The organism is Demequina sp. NBRC 110054 (assembly GCF_002090115.1).
GTDB lineage: Bacteria > Actinomycetota > Actinomycetes > Actinomycetales > Demequinaceae > Demequina.
Genome location: NZ_BBRK01000005.1, coordinates 648,967 through 664,744, shown reverse-complemented (window position 1 = coordinate 664,744; position 15,778 = coordinate 648,967). Strand labels below are relative to the sequence as shown.

Annotated in this window: 17 protein-coding genes; 11 read left to right on the top strand and 6 right to left on the bottom strand. The window is 70.1% G+C overall.

The genetic code is table 11. The features are described 5' to 3' along the window. The first annotated feature begins 2 nt into the window (after positions 1–2). Positions 3–995 (top strand): DNA polymerase III subunit delta, encoded by a 993-nt coding sequence (gene holA, locus B7K23_RS12395; RefSeq protein WP_084126878.1) that lies wholly within the window; start codon positions 3–5, stop codon positions 993–995. A gap of 124 nt (positions 996–1,119) precedes the next feature. Here the strand turns inward: holA and rpsT are convergent, their stop codons facing one another. The 3 genes from rpsT to B7K23_RS12380 form a co-directional block, all read right to left on the bottom strand. After that, complete coding sequence (gene rpsT / locus B7K23_RS12390) at positions 1,120–1,380, bottom strand: 30S ribosomal protein S20 (protein ID WP_062201845.1); 261 nt, start codon at positions 1,378–1,380, stop codon at positions 1,120–1,122. Positions 1,381–1,451: 71 nt separating this feature from the next. Further along, positions 1,452–1,985, bottom strand: coding sequence for a type II toxin-antitoxin system PemK/MazF family toxin (locus tag B7K23_RS12385; RefSeq protein ID WP_084126877.1), 534 nt, complete (start codon positions 1,983–1,985; stop codon positions 1,452–1,454). Between the two features lie 86 nt (positions 1,986–2,071). Next, positions 2,072–3,904, bottom strand: a complete 1,833-nt coding sequence (locus B7K23_RS12380) for a bifunctional diguanylate cyclase/phosphodiesterase (RefSeq protein WP_159451408.1) — start codon at positions 3,902–3,904, stop codon at positions 2,072–2,074. A gap of 148 nt (positions 3,905–4,052) precedes the next feature. On the opposite strand from B7K23_RS12380, the gene lepA reads away from it, so the two are divergent. Further along, on the top strand, positions 4,053–5,903 hold the full coding sequence (lepA, locus tag B7K23_RS12375; protein ID WP_084126875.1) for a translation elongation factor 4: 1,851 nt from the start codon (positions 4,053–4,055) through the stop codon (positions 5,901–5,903). Between the two features lie 2 nt (positions 5,904–5,905). Continuing rightward, complete coding sequence (gene hemW / locus B7K23_RS12370) at positions 5,906–7,102, top strand: radical SAM family heme chaperone HemW (protein WP_084126874.1); 1,197 nt, start codon at positions 5,906–5,908, stop codon at positions 7,100–7,102. Between the two features lie 3 nt (positions 7,103–7,105). Here hemW and B7K23_RS12365 read toward each other — a convergent pair whose 3' ends face one another. The 3 genes from B7K23_RS12365 to B7K23_RS12355 form a co-directional block, all read right to left on the bottom strand. After that, complete coding sequence (locus B7K23_RS12365) at positions 7,106–7,672, bottom strand: AAA family ATPase (RefSeq protein WP_084126873.1); 567 nt, start codon at positions 7,670–7,672, stop codon at positions 7,106–7,108. Between the two features lie 152 nt (positions 7,673–7,824). Next, a complete protein-coding gene (locus B7K23_RS12360) occupies positions 7,825–8,490 on the bottom strand; it encodes a DUF4870 domain-containing protein (protein WP_159451407.1) in 666 nt (221 codons plus the stop codon). Positions 8,491–8,580: 90 nt separating this feature from the next. Then, positions 8,581–8,904, bottom strand: a complete 324-nt coding sequence (locus B7K23_RS12355) for a DUF4870 domain-containing protein (RefSeq protein WP_143338268.1) — start codon at positions 8,902–8,904, stop codon at positions 8,581–8,583. Positions 8,905–9,244: 340 nt separating this feature from the next. On the opposite strand from B7K23_RS12355, the gene hrcA reads away from it, so the two are divergent. The 8 genes from hrcA to ybeY all read left to right on the top strand — a co-directional run bounded on the left by hrcA (position 9,245) and on the right by ybeY (position 15,761). Continuing rightward, the gene (gene hrcA / locus B7K23_RS12350; protein ID WP_084126870.1) at positions 9,245–10,252 is read left to right on the top strand and encodes a heat-inducible transcriptional repressor HrcA; all 1,008 of its coding nucleotides are present in this window, start codon (positions 9,245–9,247) and stop codon (positions 10,250–10,252) included. Next, positions 10,249–11,385 (top strand): molecular chaperone DnaJ, encoded by a 1,137-nt coding sequence (dnaJ, locus tag B7K23_RS12345; protein ID WP_084126869.1) that lies wholly within the window; start codon positions 10,249–10,251, stop codon positions 11,383–11,385. The genes hrcA and dnaJ overlap by 4 nt, the downstream gene beginning before the upstream one ends. Positions 11,386–11,405: 20 nt before the next feature. Continuing rightward, positions 11,406–12,164, top strand: coding sequence for an EI24 domain-containing protein (locus B7K23_RS12340; RefSeq protein WP_084126868.1), 759 nt, complete (start codon positions 11,406–11,408; stop codon positions 12,162–12,164). Positions 12,165–12,341: 177 nt separating this feature from the next. Next, on the top strand, positions 12,342–13,028 hold the full coding sequence (locus B7K23_RS12335; protein WP_234996522.1) for a DUF2510 domain-containing protein: 687 nt from the start codon (positions 12,342–12,344) through the stop codon (positions 13,026–13,028). Between the two features lie 9 nt (positions 13,029–13,037). Next, positions 13,038–13,784 carry a 16S rRNA (uracil(1498)-N(3))-methyltransferase gene (locus B7K23_RS12330; RefSeq protein WP_084126866.1) on the top strand — a complete coding sequence of 249 codons (747 nt, stop codon included), beginning with the start codon at positions 13,038–13,040 and terminating at the stop codon, positions 13,782–13,784. A gap of 41 nt (positions 13,785–13,825) precedes the next feature. Then, positions 13,826–14,164 (top strand): histidine triad nucleotide-binding protein, encoded by a 339-nt coding sequence (locus B7K23_RS12325; protein WP_084126865.1) that lies wholly within the window; start codon positions 13,826–13,828, stop codon positions 14,162–14,164. Next, a complete protein-coding gene (locus B7K23_RS12320; RefSeq protein WP_200809832.1) occupies positions 14,149–15,309 on the top strand; it encodes a PhoH family protein in 1,161 nt (386 codons plus the stop codon). Before B7K23_RS12325 ends, B7K23_RS12320 begins: the two co-directional genes overlap by 16 nt. Then, positions 15,306–15,761, top strand: coding sequence for an rRNA maturation RNase YbeY (gene ybeY / locus B7K23_RS12315; protein ID WP_084126864.1), 456 nt, complete (start codon positions 15,306–15,308; stop codon positions 15,759–15,761). The genes B7K23_RS12320 and ybeY overlap by 4 nt, the downstream gene beginning before the upstream one ends. The last annotated feature ends 17 nt before the right edge of the window (positions 15,762–15,778 follow it).

Genomic DNA, 15,778 nt, shown 5'->3' with positions numbered 1-15,778 from the left:
CCATGGCCGCCGCTCGCACCTCCTCGGACCGTCCCTGGCATGCCGCAGCGCCGGCGCCGCTCGTCCTGGTCTCCGGCACCGAGCAGCTGCTCGCCTCGCGCGCGGTCGAGCGCATCGGGGGCGCCCTGAGGCGTGGCGGTGCGACCGTGGCGACGACCGTGCTCGACGCGGGCAGCTACAGCAAGGGCGCGCTCATCGCGGCCGCGAGCCCCTCGCTGTTCGACGACCCTGGGCTCGTGGTGGTCGAGGGCGCCGAGCGTATGAACGACGAGTTCCTCGCGGACGCGCTCGCCTACGCGGCGTCGCCCGACCCGGACGTGACGGTCGTCATCAGGCACGGCGGAGGGGTGCGCGGCAAGAAGCTGCTCGACACTCTCAAGAAGGGCGACGTCCCGGTCTACTCGTGCCCCGCGATCAAGAAGGACGCCGACGTCGTCGAGTTCGCGATGGGGGAGTTCGCGCGCGCCTCGCGCCCGATCGCCGCGCGCGCCGTACGCGCCCTCGTCGACGCGATCGGCAGCGACGTCGCGGAGGTCGCCGCGGCGTGCCGCCAGCTCATGAACGACGTGGACGGCTCCCTCACCGAGGAGCACGTCGCGCGCTACTACGGGACGAGGGTCAACGCGACGGGCTTCGCGGTCGCCGACGCCGCGATCGCCGGCAAGACGGGAGAGGCGCTCGCGCTCGTGCGTCACGCGGTCGCGACCGGCACCGACCCCGTGCCGCTCGTCGCGGCCATCGCCTCCAAGCTGCGCACGCTCGCCAAGGTGGGCGCCGCGCGTGGACGACGGCTCGACCCGGTCAAGGATCTCGGCCTCGCACCCTGGCAGGCCGACCGGGCGAAGAAGGATCTGCGGATGTGGGACGCGGATCGGCTCGCGAAGGCGATCGAGGCGATCGCCACCGCCGACGCCGAGATCAAGGGTGCCTCTCGCGCTCCCCACTTCGCGCTCGAGCGCGCGGTGCGGGTCGTCGCGGACCTCGCGCGCGGCTGACGTCGCCCAGAGGCACGCTCCCGGGAATGCACCAGGGGCACGTGCCCGGGAACGCGCCTAAGAACGCAGAAGCGCCCCGGACCGCGTGAGCGGTACGGGGCGCAGAAGCTGCGAGGGCTTGCGCTTAGAGCGCGGCGACCTGCTTCGCGAGCGCAGACTTGCGGTTCGCGGCCTGGTTCTTGTGGATGACGCCCTTGGAGACGGCCTTGTCGAGCTTGACCGACGCGGTGGACAGCGCGGCCTCGGCCTTGTCCTTGTCGCCGGCCGCGATGGCCTCGCGGACCTTGCGCACGTTGGTCTTGAGCTCAGACTTGACGGCGACGTTGCGCAGGCGAGCCTTCTCGTTGGTGCCGATGCGCTTGATCTTCGACTTGATGTTAGCCACGGTAGTCCTTGGGTAGTGGGGCTGAAGTTCTGGGGCGGCGCGAACGACTCGCGCGCGCACGGCCTCCTACTTTACCACCGATGGTGGTCGGATAGCGACTTCGCGACCGAGGAGAATCTCTTGCGGTCGAGCGTCGCGCCCTCACGGCGTACCGCAGCGGGGTCGATACGGATGATTCTATCGAGTCGCACCTCGCTCGGGCGACGCTGACGGTCCCACGGGCCGGTGCCGATGTCCATCCAGTAGCGCCCGTAGCGCGCCTCCTTGGCGGCGTCGAGGTCGTGGTCCTTCGAGGTCAGCTGAAGGCCGAGCAGCCAGCGGCCGTCGTGGCCGATCAACAGTACGGGCCGGTCCTTGCCCTGCGCGTGGTCCTCCTCGAACGGCACCCACGTCCACACGACCTCTCCGGGGTCGGGTTGGCCATCCGTGCGAGGGGAGTACGTGATGTCGACCTTGCCCCGGAAGTCGCCGGGGTACTTCCCAGGTCGGGCCAAGGGACGCGTGCCGCCCGCACGGGGCTTGCGGCGCTGGGCTCGACCGCGAAGCAGGAAGAACGTCAGCGCGGCGAGCGCGAGCAGGACGTAGGGGATCTCATCGCCGGTCATGGCCAGGAGCCTGCCACACCTCGGCGTGCGTCACCTCGGAACGCGGGCGCGCGCCGGGAGGTTCCGGGCCTAGCTGAGGCGTCGTCCTAGAAGCGCGACTCGGCGGCGCGGATGAGGATCTCCTCGTCGATGTCCGGCCGGAGCCTCTGCAGGGGAGAAGCGGTCGAATCGGACGCCGCAGGCGACTCGGGCGCCTCGGTCCACAGGCGCTGCCGCTCGGGAGCCGCGTTCACGGGCTTCTTCTCGACAGGGATGCGCGCGGTGCCGTCGTCGTCGAACCGGATCCTGTCGGCGGGAACGGGGTGCCCGAAGAGGAAGCCCTGGCCGTACGTCCACCCGTGGCGGCGCGCGATCGCGTACTGCACCTCGGTCTCGATCCCCTCGATCACGCCGTACATCTGCAGCGACCTGGTGAGGGCAGCCATCGCGAGGGAGATGCGGTCCCCGGTCGCGAGGTCGCCGAGCCTCAAGGTGAACTCGCGCGCGAGCTTGAGGCCGGAGACCGGGTTGAGCAGCACGGACGACAGGGAGGAGTAGCCGGTCCCGAAGTCGTCGATCACGAGGTCGATTCCGAGCGCCGTGAGGGACGCGATGTCGGACTTCGCCGCCGGGGTCGCCATGAGCATGCCGGTCTCGGTGATCTCGAGGCCGACGCGCGACGGGTCCACGCCGGTCTCGGCGAGCGCCGACCGGACGACGCCGGTGAGGTCGGCCGCGCCGATCTGCTTGGTCGAGACGTTGACGAGGATGCGGCCCGTGAACTCGGGGTGCCATGCGATGAAGTGGCACGCCTCGCGGATCACGTATGCGCCGAGCGGCACGATGAGGTTGGCCTCCTCGGCGACGCCGATGAACGTGTCGGGCTGAAGCAGGCCGCGCGACGGGTGGCGCCACCGCACGAGCGCCTCGAAGTTGACGATGCGCCGCGTCTGGAGGTCCACGATCGGCTGGTAGTGCACCTCGAGGTGCCCCTCCTTGATCGCGGTCCGCAGCTCGAGCTCGACCGACAGCTTGCTCATCGCGTCGGTGCGCATGCGCGGGTCGTAGGTCGTGACGCGGGCGCGGCCGCCGCGCTTGGCCGCCGACAGCGCGGTGTCGGCCGCCATGAGCAGCTGCTCCGCGGTGGACTCCCGCTCCGCGAGGGCGAGCCCGATCGACGCGGTGGGGACGAGCTCGTGGCCCTCGATGCGGACCGCCGTCTGCACGACCTTCACGACGGAGGCGACGGCGCGCTCGGCGGCTGCCCTGTCGGGGACGTCCTCGAGCACGATCACGAACTCGTCGCCGCCCAGTCGCGCGACGGTGTCGCCGGCGCGGGTGTTGTCCTGGATCCGGCGCGCGATCTCCTTGAGGAGGTTGTCGCCGGCGTCGTGGCCGAGAGAGTCGTTGACGACCTTGAAGTGGTCGATGTCGAGGAACACGCACGCGACCGTGGACGCGCTCTCACGATGGGTGCGCAAAGCATGCGCGAGCTTCTCGAGCAGCAGGGGCCGATTCGCGAGTCCCGTGAGGGGGTCGTAGTGGGTGCGGTGCGCGAGCAGGGTCTTCGCGCGGCGCTCCTCGGTGATGTCCTCGACCTGCACCAGGAGGCGGCGGCTCGGGTCCTCCGTCGCGGTGCGCGCGTCGGACACGGTCACACGCGCCCAGACGATCTCGCCCTCGTTGCTGAGGTAGCGCTTGATGATCTGCGCGGAGGGTGCGTCCCCCGAACGCACCCGCGCAAGGGTCTCGCGCGACGTCTGGCGGTCGTCGGGGTGGGTGAACTCCTCGTAGGAGCGGCCGGCCACCTGCTCGGTGGACAGGCCGACGACGGAGGCGAACGTCGGGTTGACCTCTTGGTACGTGCCGGCGTCGTCGAGAATCGCCATGCCGATGGGCGATTCCAGGAACGCCTGCCGGAACAGTTCGTCCGTGCGCATCTCTGCCTCCTCCAGTCGGCGTCCCTGCGGGGGGTGTGAGGTACGCCACACGGGATATCGGCACGTTTCCGGCGCGCATGAGCCCTGAAAATCATGGGACCATAGACCGTTAAGCCCACGAGATAGTCGAACAGGACGTTTCCTCACTGTGACCGACCCCCGCATCGAGCCTGCCGCCACTGCGCCTGAGCGTATCCGCAACTTCTGCATCATCGCGCACATCGACCACGGCAAGTCGACCCTGGCCGACCGCATGCTCCAGCTCACCGGGGTCGTCGAGGCGCGCCAGATGAAGGCCCAGTACCTCGACCGCATGGACATCGAGCGCGAGCGCGGCATCACGATCAAGTCGCAGGCCGTCCGCATGCCGTGGGAGGTCGAGGGCGACGCGTTCGCGCTCAACATGATCGACACCCCTGGCCACGTGGACTTCTCGTATGAGGTGTCTCGCTCGCTCGCCGCATGCGAGGGCGCGATCCTGCTCGTCGACGCCGCGCAGGGCATCGAGGCGCAGACCCTCGCGAACCTGTACCTCGCGATGGAGAACGACCTCACCATCATCCCGGTCCTCAACAAGATCGACCTCCCGTCGGCCGAGCCTGAGCGCTACGCCGCCGAGCTCGCGCAGCTGATCGGCTGCGAAGTGGACGACGTCCTGCGCGTGAGCGGCAAGACGGGCGAGGGAGTGGACGCGCTGCTCGACCGCGTCGTCCGCGACATCCCCGCCCCCGTGGGCGACGCGAGCGCGCCCACCCGCGCGATGATCTTCGACTCCGTCTACGACACCTACCGCGGCGTCGTCACGTACGTCCGCGTCGTCGACGGCTCGCTCAAGCCGCGCGAGCGCATCACGATGATGTCGACGCTCGCGAGCCACGACCTGCTCGAGATCGGCGTCATCAGCCCCGAGCCGAAGCCCACCAAGGGTCTCGGCGTGGGAGAGGTCGGCTACCTCATCACGGGCGTGAAGGACGTGCGCCAGTCCAAGGTCGGTGACACGGTGACGCTCGCCGGACGGCGCGCGGAGGAGTCGCTCGGCGGCTACCGCGACCCCAGGCCGATGGTCTACTCGGGCCTGTTCCCGGTCGACGGCTCCGATTTCCCGGTGCTGCGCGACGCGCTCGACAAGCTTCAGTTGAACGATGCGTCCCTGGTCTTCGAGCCCGAGAGCTCCGTCGCGCTCGGCTTCGGCTTCCGATGCGGCTACCTGGGACTCCTTCACCTCGAGATCGTGCGCGACCGCCTCGAGCGCGAGTTCGGTCTCGACCTGATCTCGACCGCGCCCAACGTGGTCTACGAGGTCGAGATGGAGGACCGCAAGGTCCACACCGTCACCAACCCGTCGGAGTTCCCGAGCGGCAAGATCTCGGAGGTGCGCGAGCCCGTGGTCGCCGCCTCGATCCTTGTGCCGAGCGAGTTCATCGGCACGGTCATGGAGCTCTGCCAGGAGCGCCGCGGCACCATGGGGACGATGAACTACCTGTCCGAGACGCGCGTCGAGATGCACTACACGCTGCCGCTCGCCGAGGTGGTCTTCGACTTCTTCGACCAGCTCAAGTCCCGCACGCGCGGCTACGGCTCGCTCGACTACGAGCCCGCAGGCGAGCAGGCCGCCGACCTGGTCAAGGTCGACATCCTGCTCCAGGGCGAGCAGGTCGACGCGTTCTCCGCGATCGTCCACAAGGACAAGGCCTACGCGTACGGCGTGATGATGGTCGGCAAGCTCAAGAACCTCATCGACCGCCAGCAGTTCGAGATCCCGGTCCAGGCCGCGATCGGCGCCCGCATCATCGCGCGCGAGACTATCCGTGCGATCCGCAAGGACGTCCTCGCGAAGTGCTACGGCGGTGACATCTCCCGCAAGCGCAAGCTGCTCGAGAAGCAGAAGGCCGGTAAGAAGCGCATGAAGAACATCGGCTCGGTCGAGGTGCCGCCCGAGGCCTTCATCGCCGCGCTGTCCACCGCCGACGACGGCTCGGACAAGGGCAAGAAGAAGTAGCGGTGCCCGCCGCCGCATCGTCCCCGCACCCCGCGCGCGATCTGGGTGTCTACATCCACGTGCCGTTCTGCCGCGTGCGTTGCGGCTATTGCGACTTCAACACGTACGCGCCCTCCGAGGTGGGCGGCGCCACGCGCGAGGGCTACGTCGAGTCGGCGCTGGCCGAGATGGCGCTCGCCGGCCGGGTCATGGCGGGCGATGGGCGCGCGGCCTCCACGGTCTTCTTCGGGGGCGGCACGCCGACGATGCTGGACGCGGCCGCGCTCTCGTCGCTCCTTGAGGGAGTGAGGACGACGTGGGGGCTGGCTCGGGGCGCCGAGGTCACCACCGAGGCCAATCCGGACTCGGTGACGCCCGAGTCGTTGGCGACCCTCGCATCGTCCGGGTTCACCAGGGTGTCCTTCGGCATGCAGTCCGCGGTGCCGCACGTGCTCGCGACGCTCGAGCGCACGCACGATCCCTCGAATGTGGGGCGCGCCGTCGCGTGGGCGCGCGAGGCGGGGCTGGCGGTGTCGGTCGACCTCATCTACGGCACGCCGGGGGAGTCGCTTTCTGATTGGGAGGCGAGTCTGGACGCCGCGATCGCGCTGTCGCCCGATCACGTGTCGGCGTACGCGCTCGTGATCGAGCCCGGCACCCGCATGGGCGCGCAGCTGCGGCGCGGACAGATCGAGGCAGTGGACCTCGACACGCAGGCGGACATGTACGAGCTCGCGGAGGCCAAGCTGTCCGCCGCAGGTTATGCCTGGTACGAGGTGTCCAACTGGGCGCGCTCGCCCGAGCAGGCATGCCGCCACAACGTCGCCTACTGGCGCAGCCAGGACTGGTGGGGCGTCGGCCCCGGTGCGCACTCGTACCTGGGCCCGCGCGTGAGCCCGTCCGGCGAGGAGCTGGGCGCCGAGCGCTGGTCGAACGTCAAGCACCCGCGCGCGTACGCGGACCGTCTCGCGGCGGGGGAGTCGCCCGAGGCCGAGCGCGAGCCACTCACGGCCGACGACCTGGCGCTCGAGTCCGTGATGCTGCGGCTGCGTCTCGCCGAGGGAATGCCCGTCGCCGCGCTGCCTTCGCCGCGGCCGACGGAGATCGCACGGCTCGTGGCCGAGGGCCTGCTGGACGGGCGCGAGGCGCTTGCCGGCACGCTGCTGCTGACCCTCAAGGGGCGACTGCTCGCCGACGCCGCGGTGCGCGCGCTGACCTAGGGCTCAGCGAGCTGCGTCAGCGAGCGGACCCGCGAGCCAGCGGTCGACCTGCCGCCGCGAGCGCAGCCGTACGACGACGAGGCCCGGGTGCTCCGTCTCCGCCTCGGGCACCACGGAGTGGTAGAACCTCCGCCGCGCCCAGGACCACCGCACGATGTGCTCGCGATCGGTGAAGATCGTGCGCAGCGGCGGCTCGACGTTGTCGTTCCAGAGCTTCTCTCGGCGCACGCTGCGGCGGATCGTGCGCCGGATCACCCGGGGCAAGGTCACTGTGAGGAAGGGCATATCGACCCACACGAGTAGGTCGGCGTGGTCGGCGAGGATCGGTCTGGCCTGGTCGTACTGCCACTCGGTGACCCACGCTTCGCGCGAGACGAGCTCGTGCACCTCGTCCAAGAACTCGGGCCTCGGCGTCCAGTCCGGGCCGTGGAACATCGCGTCGAGCTCGGTGTAGGGGAGGCCGAGCGTGGCGGCGGTCGCTCTCGCGAGGGTCGACTTGCCCGCTCCCGAGACGCCCGCGACGGCGACGCGTCGGGGCCGGTGAGGGAGCGGGTCGTCGTAATCGAGCACGGACGCGATGCTAGTCGCCGACGCAGCGTGTCCGGCCCCGGGCCCCGGACATGCCGATGCCCCGCGGGCCGGGTACGGAGCGGCCGCGGGGCATCGGGCTGAGGTGTGACCGGCAGGGATGCCGCGCACGGGAGGCTGGGGGTGAGGAGCCCTCAGCGCAGGAACGGGATCATCAGCGGGATCCGGTAGTACTCGCCGTTGTTGGCCTTCACTCCGGCGACGAACGAGATCACGATCGCGTAGATGCCGTAGGCGACCATGAGCGGTCCCGTGACGATGAAGCCGATGAACAGGGTCACGAAGCCGATCAGCACGCCGCCGATCAGCACCACGAGCAGCGTGAGTTGAAGGTTCAGCGCCTGCTTGCCGTGGTGGTCGATCAGTGCGGAGCGCTCGCGGAAGATCAGCCAGATGATCAGCGGCACGAGCCACGACACGGTGCCGGCGGACAGCAGCGCGGCCGCCGCGGCGATGATGTGGATGAGCATCGACCAGTTGCGGGCCTCGGACTCGAGCATCCGCTGCGGCGCGTAGGGCTGCTGGGCGGGCTGCTGTCCCTGGTACGGCGGGACGGTGCCCTGCGCGTAGGCGCCGCCCTGAGGGGTCGAGCCGGAAGCGGGGGGAGGCACTGCTCCCTCGGCAGGGGCGGTGCTCGCCTGGGCGGGCGCCTCGGGAGTCTCCGCTGACGTGGACGATGCGGTGGGGCCGGCCTCGAGAGCGGGCGGCTGGCTGACGCCCTCGGCAGGGGTGCCTGCGGCGTCCTGAGAGGCGGCATCGGGCGTCTCGTCGACGCCCTCGGTGCGGTCGGTGTCGTTCATGTCCTCACGGTCCCACGACGCGACAGGGCCCCGCATCCCTCCGGAGAAGGAGCGGGGCCCTGATTGTGCGCTCGGGGTGAACCCTGAGCGTTACTTGATGATGCGCCAGTTGAACGGGTACCGGTAGTCCTCGCCCTTGTTCACCGCGATGGCCGCCTGGATGCAGAAGACCAGGGTCACCACGAAGACGGCGAGAAGGATCAGGAAGCCGATGAAGATGATGCTGGTAGCCCAGCCGATGATCTGGCCGATCACCATCAGGATGGAGAAGTTCAGCGCCTCCTTGCCCTGGCTGTCGACGAAGGCCGAGCGGTCCTTGCCGATCAGCCACACGATGAGGGGCGGCACGAAGCCGAACAGGATGATGCCGGCGTGGCCGAGCGTCGCGTACAGGCGCTCATCGCTCTCGGACATCGGGTTTCCCGGCTGCGGCGTCGGCGACACGGGCGGCGGGGGAGGAGGAGTCGTTGACATCGGTTTCACCACTTCGATTGTTGGGACATATGGTGCGCTCTGGCCGGCGTCACGGTCCCGGGCGTCGAACAGGTCCCCCGGGCGTTCGCCGACACGTCCAATCTAGCGATCACCGGGCCTTTTGTGCATGAACATCCGGTAATGGCAGTGAGTGACACTTCGTTCGCGGAAGGTGAGGCGTCACCATCGTGTTGCGGCTCGTGGAGGCGGTGGAGCGGCGACGCTAGAATTGGCACTCACGAACCGAGAGTGCCAGCGAGATCACGGGAGGTGGAACGGCATGACGGAGGAGCGCAGGCATGCCGTGCTGCGCGCGATCGTCGAGGGGTACGTCGAGACCTCGGAGCCCATCGGCTCGAAGGCGCTCGCGGCCCGCACCGGTCTCGGTGTCTCTCCCGCGACGATCCGCAACGACATGGCGATCCTCGAGGAGGAGGGGCTCATCGCGCAGCCGCACACCTCCGCGGGACGCATCCCGACGGACGCCGGCTACCGCTCGTTCGTGGACTACCTGGCCCACATGGCCCTGCCCGACAGCCACAAGCGTGCCATCAGCACCTTCCTCTCCGACGCCGTCGACCTCGACGACGTGATCGAGCGCTCGGTGCGCATGCTCAGCCAGCTGACGCAGCAGGTCGCGGTGGTCCAGTACCCGTCCCTGCGCGAGAGCGCGGTGCGCCGCGTCGAGCTCGTGGTGCTCGGCCTCGACCGGATCCTCGTCGTGGTCATCAGTGCCGACGCGCGCGTCGAGCAGTCGAACGTCGCGCTCACCACTCCCGTGCGGCAGGAGGAGGTCGACCGGGCCGTCCGCGAGATCAACGAGCTCGCCGTCGGCCGCGTGCCGTCGGCCCTCGAGCCCGCGCTCGACGCCTGGGCGGATCGTGCGGGCCAGCCCGCGTGGGCCGCGCCCGTCGTCCAGGCCATCATGCAGGCCGCGTACGGCGGTGCCGTGCAGCGCGTCGTGTTCGCCGGCACGTCGAACCTCGCGCGCGGCAGCGACCTCCAGGCCGACGCGATCGGACCGGTGCTCGACGCCCTCGAGGAGCAGGTCGTGCTCCTGCGCCTCCTCCACGAGATGACCGCGGGCGATTCCGACGTCGCGGTGCGCATCGGCCATGAGACTCAGAACGAGGCGCTCGCACGCACCTCGATCGTCGCCGCCGGCTATGGCAGCGGCCCCTCCGTGTCCCTGCTCGGGGCCCTCGGCCCCACCCGCATGGACTATCCCTCGACCATGGCCGCGGTGCGCGCGGTCGCCCGATACCTCTCCAAGGTGGTTGATTCTTGAACGACTACTACGCAGTCCTCGGCGTTGACAGGAACGCCAGCGAGGCCGAGATCAAGAAGGCTTATCGCAAGCTCGCGCGCGAGCTTCACCCGGACGTTGCCGGCCCCGACGGCGAGGAGCGCTTCAAGGAGGTCGGCGCCGCCTACGAGGTGCTGTCGAACCCCGAGAAGAAGGCCATGTACGACCGCGGTGTCGACCCGCGCGGCGGTGGCGGCGGCGCGCAGGGCGGCGCCCAGGGCTTCGGCTTCGAGGACATCTTCGAGTCCTTCTTCGGCGGCGGCAGCCCGTTCGGCGGCCAGCAGCGCGGCCCGCAGTCGCGCGTGCAGCGCGGCGGCGACCAGCTCGTGGGGGTCGAGGTGAGCCTCGAGGAGGCCGTGTTCGGCGTGAATCACGAGGTCGTGGCGGACCTCGCCGACGTGTGCTCGACGTGCTCGGGCTCGTGCTGCGCGCCCGGCACCCAGCCCACGACGTGCGCGACCTGTCGCGGCCAGGGGCAGGTGCAGCGCGTCGCGCGCTCGCTGCTCGGCAACGTCATGACCACCTCGCCGTGCCCCGACTGCGGCGGCTTCGGCACGATCATCTCCTCGCCGTGCCCCGACTGCGCGGGCCGCGGTCGGACGCACTCGCGCCACACGATCAAGGTCGACATCCCCGCGGGCGTCGAGACCGGCACGCGCATCCGCCTGCCGCACATGGGCGACGCGGGTGTCGGCGGTGGCCCCAAGGGCGACCTCTACGTCGAGATCCGCGAGAAGGCGCACAAGACCTTCGAGCGCCGCGGTGACGACCTGCACTGCACCCTCGAGGTGCCGATGACCGCGGCCGCGCTCGGCACGGTGCTCACGGTCGACACGTTCGACGGCGCGCAGGAGGTCGACGTCCCCCAGGGCACGCACTCGGGTCACACCGTGCGTCTCAAGGGGCTCGGAGTGGGCCGTCTGCAGCGCCCGGGTCGCGGCGACCTGTTCGTGCACCTCGACGTGCTCACGCCGACCGACCTCACGGACGAGCAGCACGAGCTGCTGACCACGCTCGCGAAGCTCCGCGGCGAGGAGATGCCCGAGGCTCGCCTGGCCCCGATCGGCGGAGGCGTGTTCTCGCGCCTCAAGGACGCCTTCATGGGTCGCGGCTAGGCCTCAGGACCTCTCGGCTCATGGACAGCGCGCGCGAGGCGATCAGGCTCGTCCTGGTCAGCTTCCGCGCGTGGCTCACCGACCCGAAGGTGATGCTCGTCGGCGCGCTTCCCGCGCTTCTGTCGGGCGTCCTGATCGCCGCCCTCATCGTCACGCTGCTCGTCGTCTCGCCGAGCGTCGAGGATCTGATCCTCGACGCCACCGGTCTGGACGGCACGCTGGGCCGCACGCTGTCCGCGCTCCTCACGGTGCTCGTCATCGTCGGCGGCTCGGTGGTCGCGGTGCTGATGTTCACCACGATCGCGCTGATCATCGGGCAGCCGTTCTTCGAGTACCTGTCGCGACACCTCGACGAGCGGGACGGGATCGAGGCGGTCAACGTCGACGAGGCATGGACCGGGTCCCTCAGCAGGGGGATGGTCGAGGGGCTCGTCACGCTGGCCACGTCGCTCGGGATCCTCGCCGTGACCGCCCTGCTCGGACTCATCCCCGTGGCAGGGACCGTCGCCGCGTTCCTCGCCTCGGCCGTCCTGGGCGGACGCATGCTGGCCCTCGAGCTCACCGCGTACCCCATGGCGTGCAGGGGTGTCATCGCGCGGCGCGACCGCATCACTGCGCTGCGTCCCGTGCGCGCCACCGCCTATCTGTTCGGCACGTTCATCTTCCTGATCTTCCTGCTGCCGTTGGGCACGCTCCTCGCGATGCCCGTCGCGGTCGTGGGCGCGAACACCCTGTCGCGCAGGGCGATCGGAGTGCGCGCCGAAGGCGCAGCGGCATAGCGCCGCGTTGGGCGTTCGCGACGATCCGTACGCGTGCGCCCCAGGGACGCGGAGCCGCACGCTGCGCCGATGACGGAGGTGCGCCCCGCGCCGATTCTCTTCGGCGTGCCTCGGCGCCTGGCGAGCGCCTCCGTGTGCATACCTAGATGTGCTGCTCTTCCGGATAGAATCGCTCTCATGACTGAGGGTATGGGTGCGACGCCCGCAGGTTGGTACGACGACGGCTCGGGGCGGCAGCGCTATTGGGACGGTCAGGCCTGGACGGAGCACTACGCGGACGAGTATGCGCAGAAGTTTGGTGGCATGGAGGGTCAGGCGATGCAAGGCGCCAACTCTGCCGACGCCGGAGCCGTCTGGAGTGCAGTGGGACAACCCCTGAGCGGCATCGGTGCGGGTCGCTACCGTCTCACCGAGGAATTCCTGTTCTTCGAGAAGGGGGCGTTGTCCACTCGCGCGCAGCAGATCGCCACGCACGAGATTCACGATGTGGACGCGATGCAATCGATGACCCAGAAGGCGCGCGGCGTCGGGACCATCAAGCTCTTCGCCGTACGTTCCGGCGGGACTCGCGAACAGGTGCTCCTCGAGGACGTCCGTGACTTCCGCGGTGGGGTGGAGGCCATCAACCGGGTGTCGCTGGAGGCGCGGAATCGCCTTCGCACCAAGGAGAACACGCAGCACGTGAACTACTCCGGCCAACTCCCGACGATGCAGGCCGCGCCATCCTCAAGCACGCCGGCAGCGCAAGTCAGCGCCGGTGATGACGCGATCGGCAGGCTACAGAAGCTCGCCGAACTCCACGCGGCGGGCGTGCTCACTGACGAGGAGTTCTCCGCAGCGAAGCAGAAGGCGCTCGGACTGTAGATTCGGGCTGTGACCGCTCCCGTCTTCCTGTGCCCCGCCGCGTCCAAGGCGACGGTCGGCGAGCCGCTCGCGCTCGACGGCGCGGAGGCACGGCACGCGGGCACCGTCCAGCGGCGCGCGGCCGGCGAGGTGCTGGACCTTGTCGACGGACATGGACGACGCGCTCGCGGCCCGATCGTCGAGGTCGCCGAGGGGCGGGTCACCATCCGGGTCGAGGAGGTCCTCGAGGATCGCGACCCCGCGGTGACGCTCGTCCAGGCGCTCGCGAAGGGCGGCCGCGACGAGCAGGCCGTCGAATCCGCGGTCGAGCTCGGTATCACGACGGTCGTGCCCTGGCAGGCCGACCGGTCGATCGTGCAGTGGCGCGGGCCCAAGGCCGAGAAGGCGCGAGCGAAGTGGGACGCGCTCGCGCTCGCGGCCATGAAGCAGAGCCGCCGCGCGGTGCTGCCGACGGTGGACCCGGTCGTCACGACCCGGGGGCTCGTCGCGCGCGTGAGGGAGGCCGTGGCGGCCGGCGAGCGCGTCCTCGTGCTCCACGAGGTCGCGGCTCAGCCGCTCACCTCATTGTCCTGGGACGATGCTTCCCAGCCGGTGACCTTCATCGTCGGGCCCGAGGGGGGCGTCTCGGACGACGAGGTCGCGGCCCTCGTCGACGCGGGCGCCGAGGCCGTGCTGCTCGGCCCGCACGTGCTCCGCGCCTCGACCGCGGGGCCGGCCGGTATCACGGCGCTTGCGGCGCTGCGTCGCACCTGGTGAGGGCGCACGCGAATGTCGGCCGCACGTCCTACGCTGGTGTCATGACCGATTGCCTTTTCTGCCGCATCGTCGCGGGCGAGATCCCCGCGGACATCCTCGCCGAGAACGACACCTGCGTCGCGTTCCGCGACGTCGCGCCGAAGGCCCCCGTGCACGTGCTCGTCGTGCCCCGCAGCCACCTCGAGAACGTCGCCGAGGTCGCGCAGGCGGACCCGGGCCTCCTCGCGGAGATGGCCACGATGGCGCAGGGCATCGCCGACACCGAGTGCGGCGGCCAGTACCGATGGATCTTCAACACGGGGCCGGAGGCCGGCCAGAGCGTCTTCCACGCGCACGGCCACGTGCTCGGCGGCGCGACCCTCGGATGGGAGCCTGCGTGAGCGCGACCCGCGAGATCCTCGTCGAGGACGCCGCCACGATGCCCGAGCTGCTCGGCAGCGGGGACGCGGTGATCCGCGAGGTCGAGAGCGCCTACCCCGACGTGGACATCCATGTCCGGGGGAACAGGATCACCCTGAGTGGCGACGACGCGCAGGTCGCCTCGGCGGCGACCGCGGTCGATGAGCTCCGCTCGGTGCTCGCGGCGGGCGTCCCGCTCACGCCGGACATCGCACGCGAGTCCGTCCGCATGCTGCGCAGCGTTCAGGGAGTGGCCTCCGCGGCGGCCGCCGCGACGGCGGGCAAGGCCTCCGAGCGCCCCAAGGACGTGCTCGCGCGCTCCATCCTGTCCACGCGCGGCCGGACGATCCGTCCCCGCACCGCGGGCCAGGCTGAGTACGTGACGGCGATCGAGAACCACACGATCACGTTCGGCATCGGCCCCGCCGGCACGGGCAAGACCTACCTCGCGATGGCGCAGGCCGTGGCGGCCCTCCAGGCGAAGCGCGTCAACCGCATCGTCCTGACCCGTCCCGCCGTCGAGGCGGGGGAGCGGCTCGGCTTCCTGCCGGGCTCGCTCAACGACAAGATCGACCCGTACCTGCGACCGCTCTACGACGCGCTGCACGACATGATCGACCCCGAGTCGATCCCGCGCCTCATGGAGGCAGGCACGATCGAGGTGGCCCCGCTCGCGTACATGCGCGGACGCACCCTCAACGACGCTTTCATCATCCTCGACGAGGCGCAGAACACCACGCGTGAGCAGATGAAGATGTTCCTCACGCGGCTCGGCTTCGGCGCCACGATGGTGGTCACCGGAGACGTGACCCAGGTCGATCTGCCAGGGGGGACGCAGTCCGGGCTGCGCGCCGCGAGCGAGATCCTCGCGGGCGTCGACGACATCGCCTTCTGCAGGCTCGGTGCCGACGACGTCGTGCGCCACCGGCTCGTGAGCGACATCATCAACGCGTACGCGGCCAAGGAGGACGACGGCAGGGGCGACCGCCCCGTCGGACAGCAGCGACGGTTCGAGCGCCGCGACACCCATGACCGCAACGGGCGTGAGCGCCGCGACCGCGCGCCCCGTGCCCAGGAGTCCGGCCGCGCCCAGCAGACCGCCCGCACGCAGGAGGACGACGAGTGATCGAGGTCAACAACGAGACCGACGCCGAGGTCGATGAGATCGAGTTCGCCGAGCTCGCGCAGTTCGTGCTGCGCGAGATGCACGTCGCCGAGGAGGCGGAGCTCGCGATCATGTTCGTCGACGAGGCCGCGATGGAGCAGCTCCACATCCAGTGGATGGACGAGCCCGGCCCCACCGACGTCCTGAGCTTCCCGATGGACGAGCTGCGTCCCGGCACCGCGGAGGATCCGACGCCCGCGGGGCTGCTCGGCGACATCGTCGTGTGCCCCCCGGTCGCGGCCGACCAGGCGGTCAAGGCCGGTCACACCGCCGAGGAGGAGATGCTGCTGCTCACCACGCACGGCATCCTGCACCTGCTCGGCTACGACCACGTGGAGCCCGAGGAGGAGAAGGAGATGTTCGCGCTGCAGCGGCGCCTCCTGCTCACGTTCCTCGCGAGCCGCGGCGCGTGACGGCGCCGGTGATCCGC

Bases quoted from the DNA above. Each gene is read 5' to 3' on its own strand.
- B7K23_RS12340 (WP_084126868.1), top strand. From the start codon at position 11,406: ATGGACAGCGCGCGCGAGGCGATCAGGCTCGTCCTGGTCAGCTTCCGC.
- B7K23_RS12385 (WP_084126877.1), bottom strand. From the start codon at position 1,985: ATGACCGGCGATGAGATCCCCTACGTCCTGCTCGCGCTCGCCGCGCTG.
- hrcA (WP_084126870.1), top strand. From the start codon at position 9,245: ATGACGGAGGAGCGCAGGCATGCCGTGCTGCGCGCGATCGTCGAGGGG.
- B7K23_RS12335 (WP_234996522.1), top strand. From the start codon at position 12,342: ATGACTGAGGGTATGGGTGCGACGCCCGCAGGTTGGTACGACGACGGC.
- B7K23_RS12325 (WP_084126865.1), top strand. From the start codon at position 13,826: ATGACCGATTGCCTTTTCTGCCGCATCGTCGCGGGCGAGATCCCCGCG.
- B7K23_RS12380 (WP_159451408.1), bottom strand. From the start codon at position 3,904: ATGCGCACGGACGAACTGTTCCGGCAGGCGTTCCTGGAATCGCCCATC.
- B7K23_RS12320 (WP_200809832.1), top strand. From the start codon at position 14,149: ATGGGAGCCTGCGTGAGCGCGACCCGCGAGATCCTCGTCGAGGACGCC.
- B7K23_RS12355 (WP_143338268.1), bottom strand. From the start codon at position 8,904: ATGTCCGAGAGCGATGAGCGCCTGTACGCGACGCTCGGCCACGCCGGC.
- B7K23_RS12360 (WP_159451407.1), bottom strand. From the start codon at position 8,490: ATGAACGACACCGACCGCACCGAGGGCGTCGACGAGACGCCCGATGCC.
- holA (WP_084126878.1), top strand. From the start codon at position 3: ATGGCCGCCGCTCGCACCTCCTCGGACCGTCCCTGGCATGCCGCAGCG.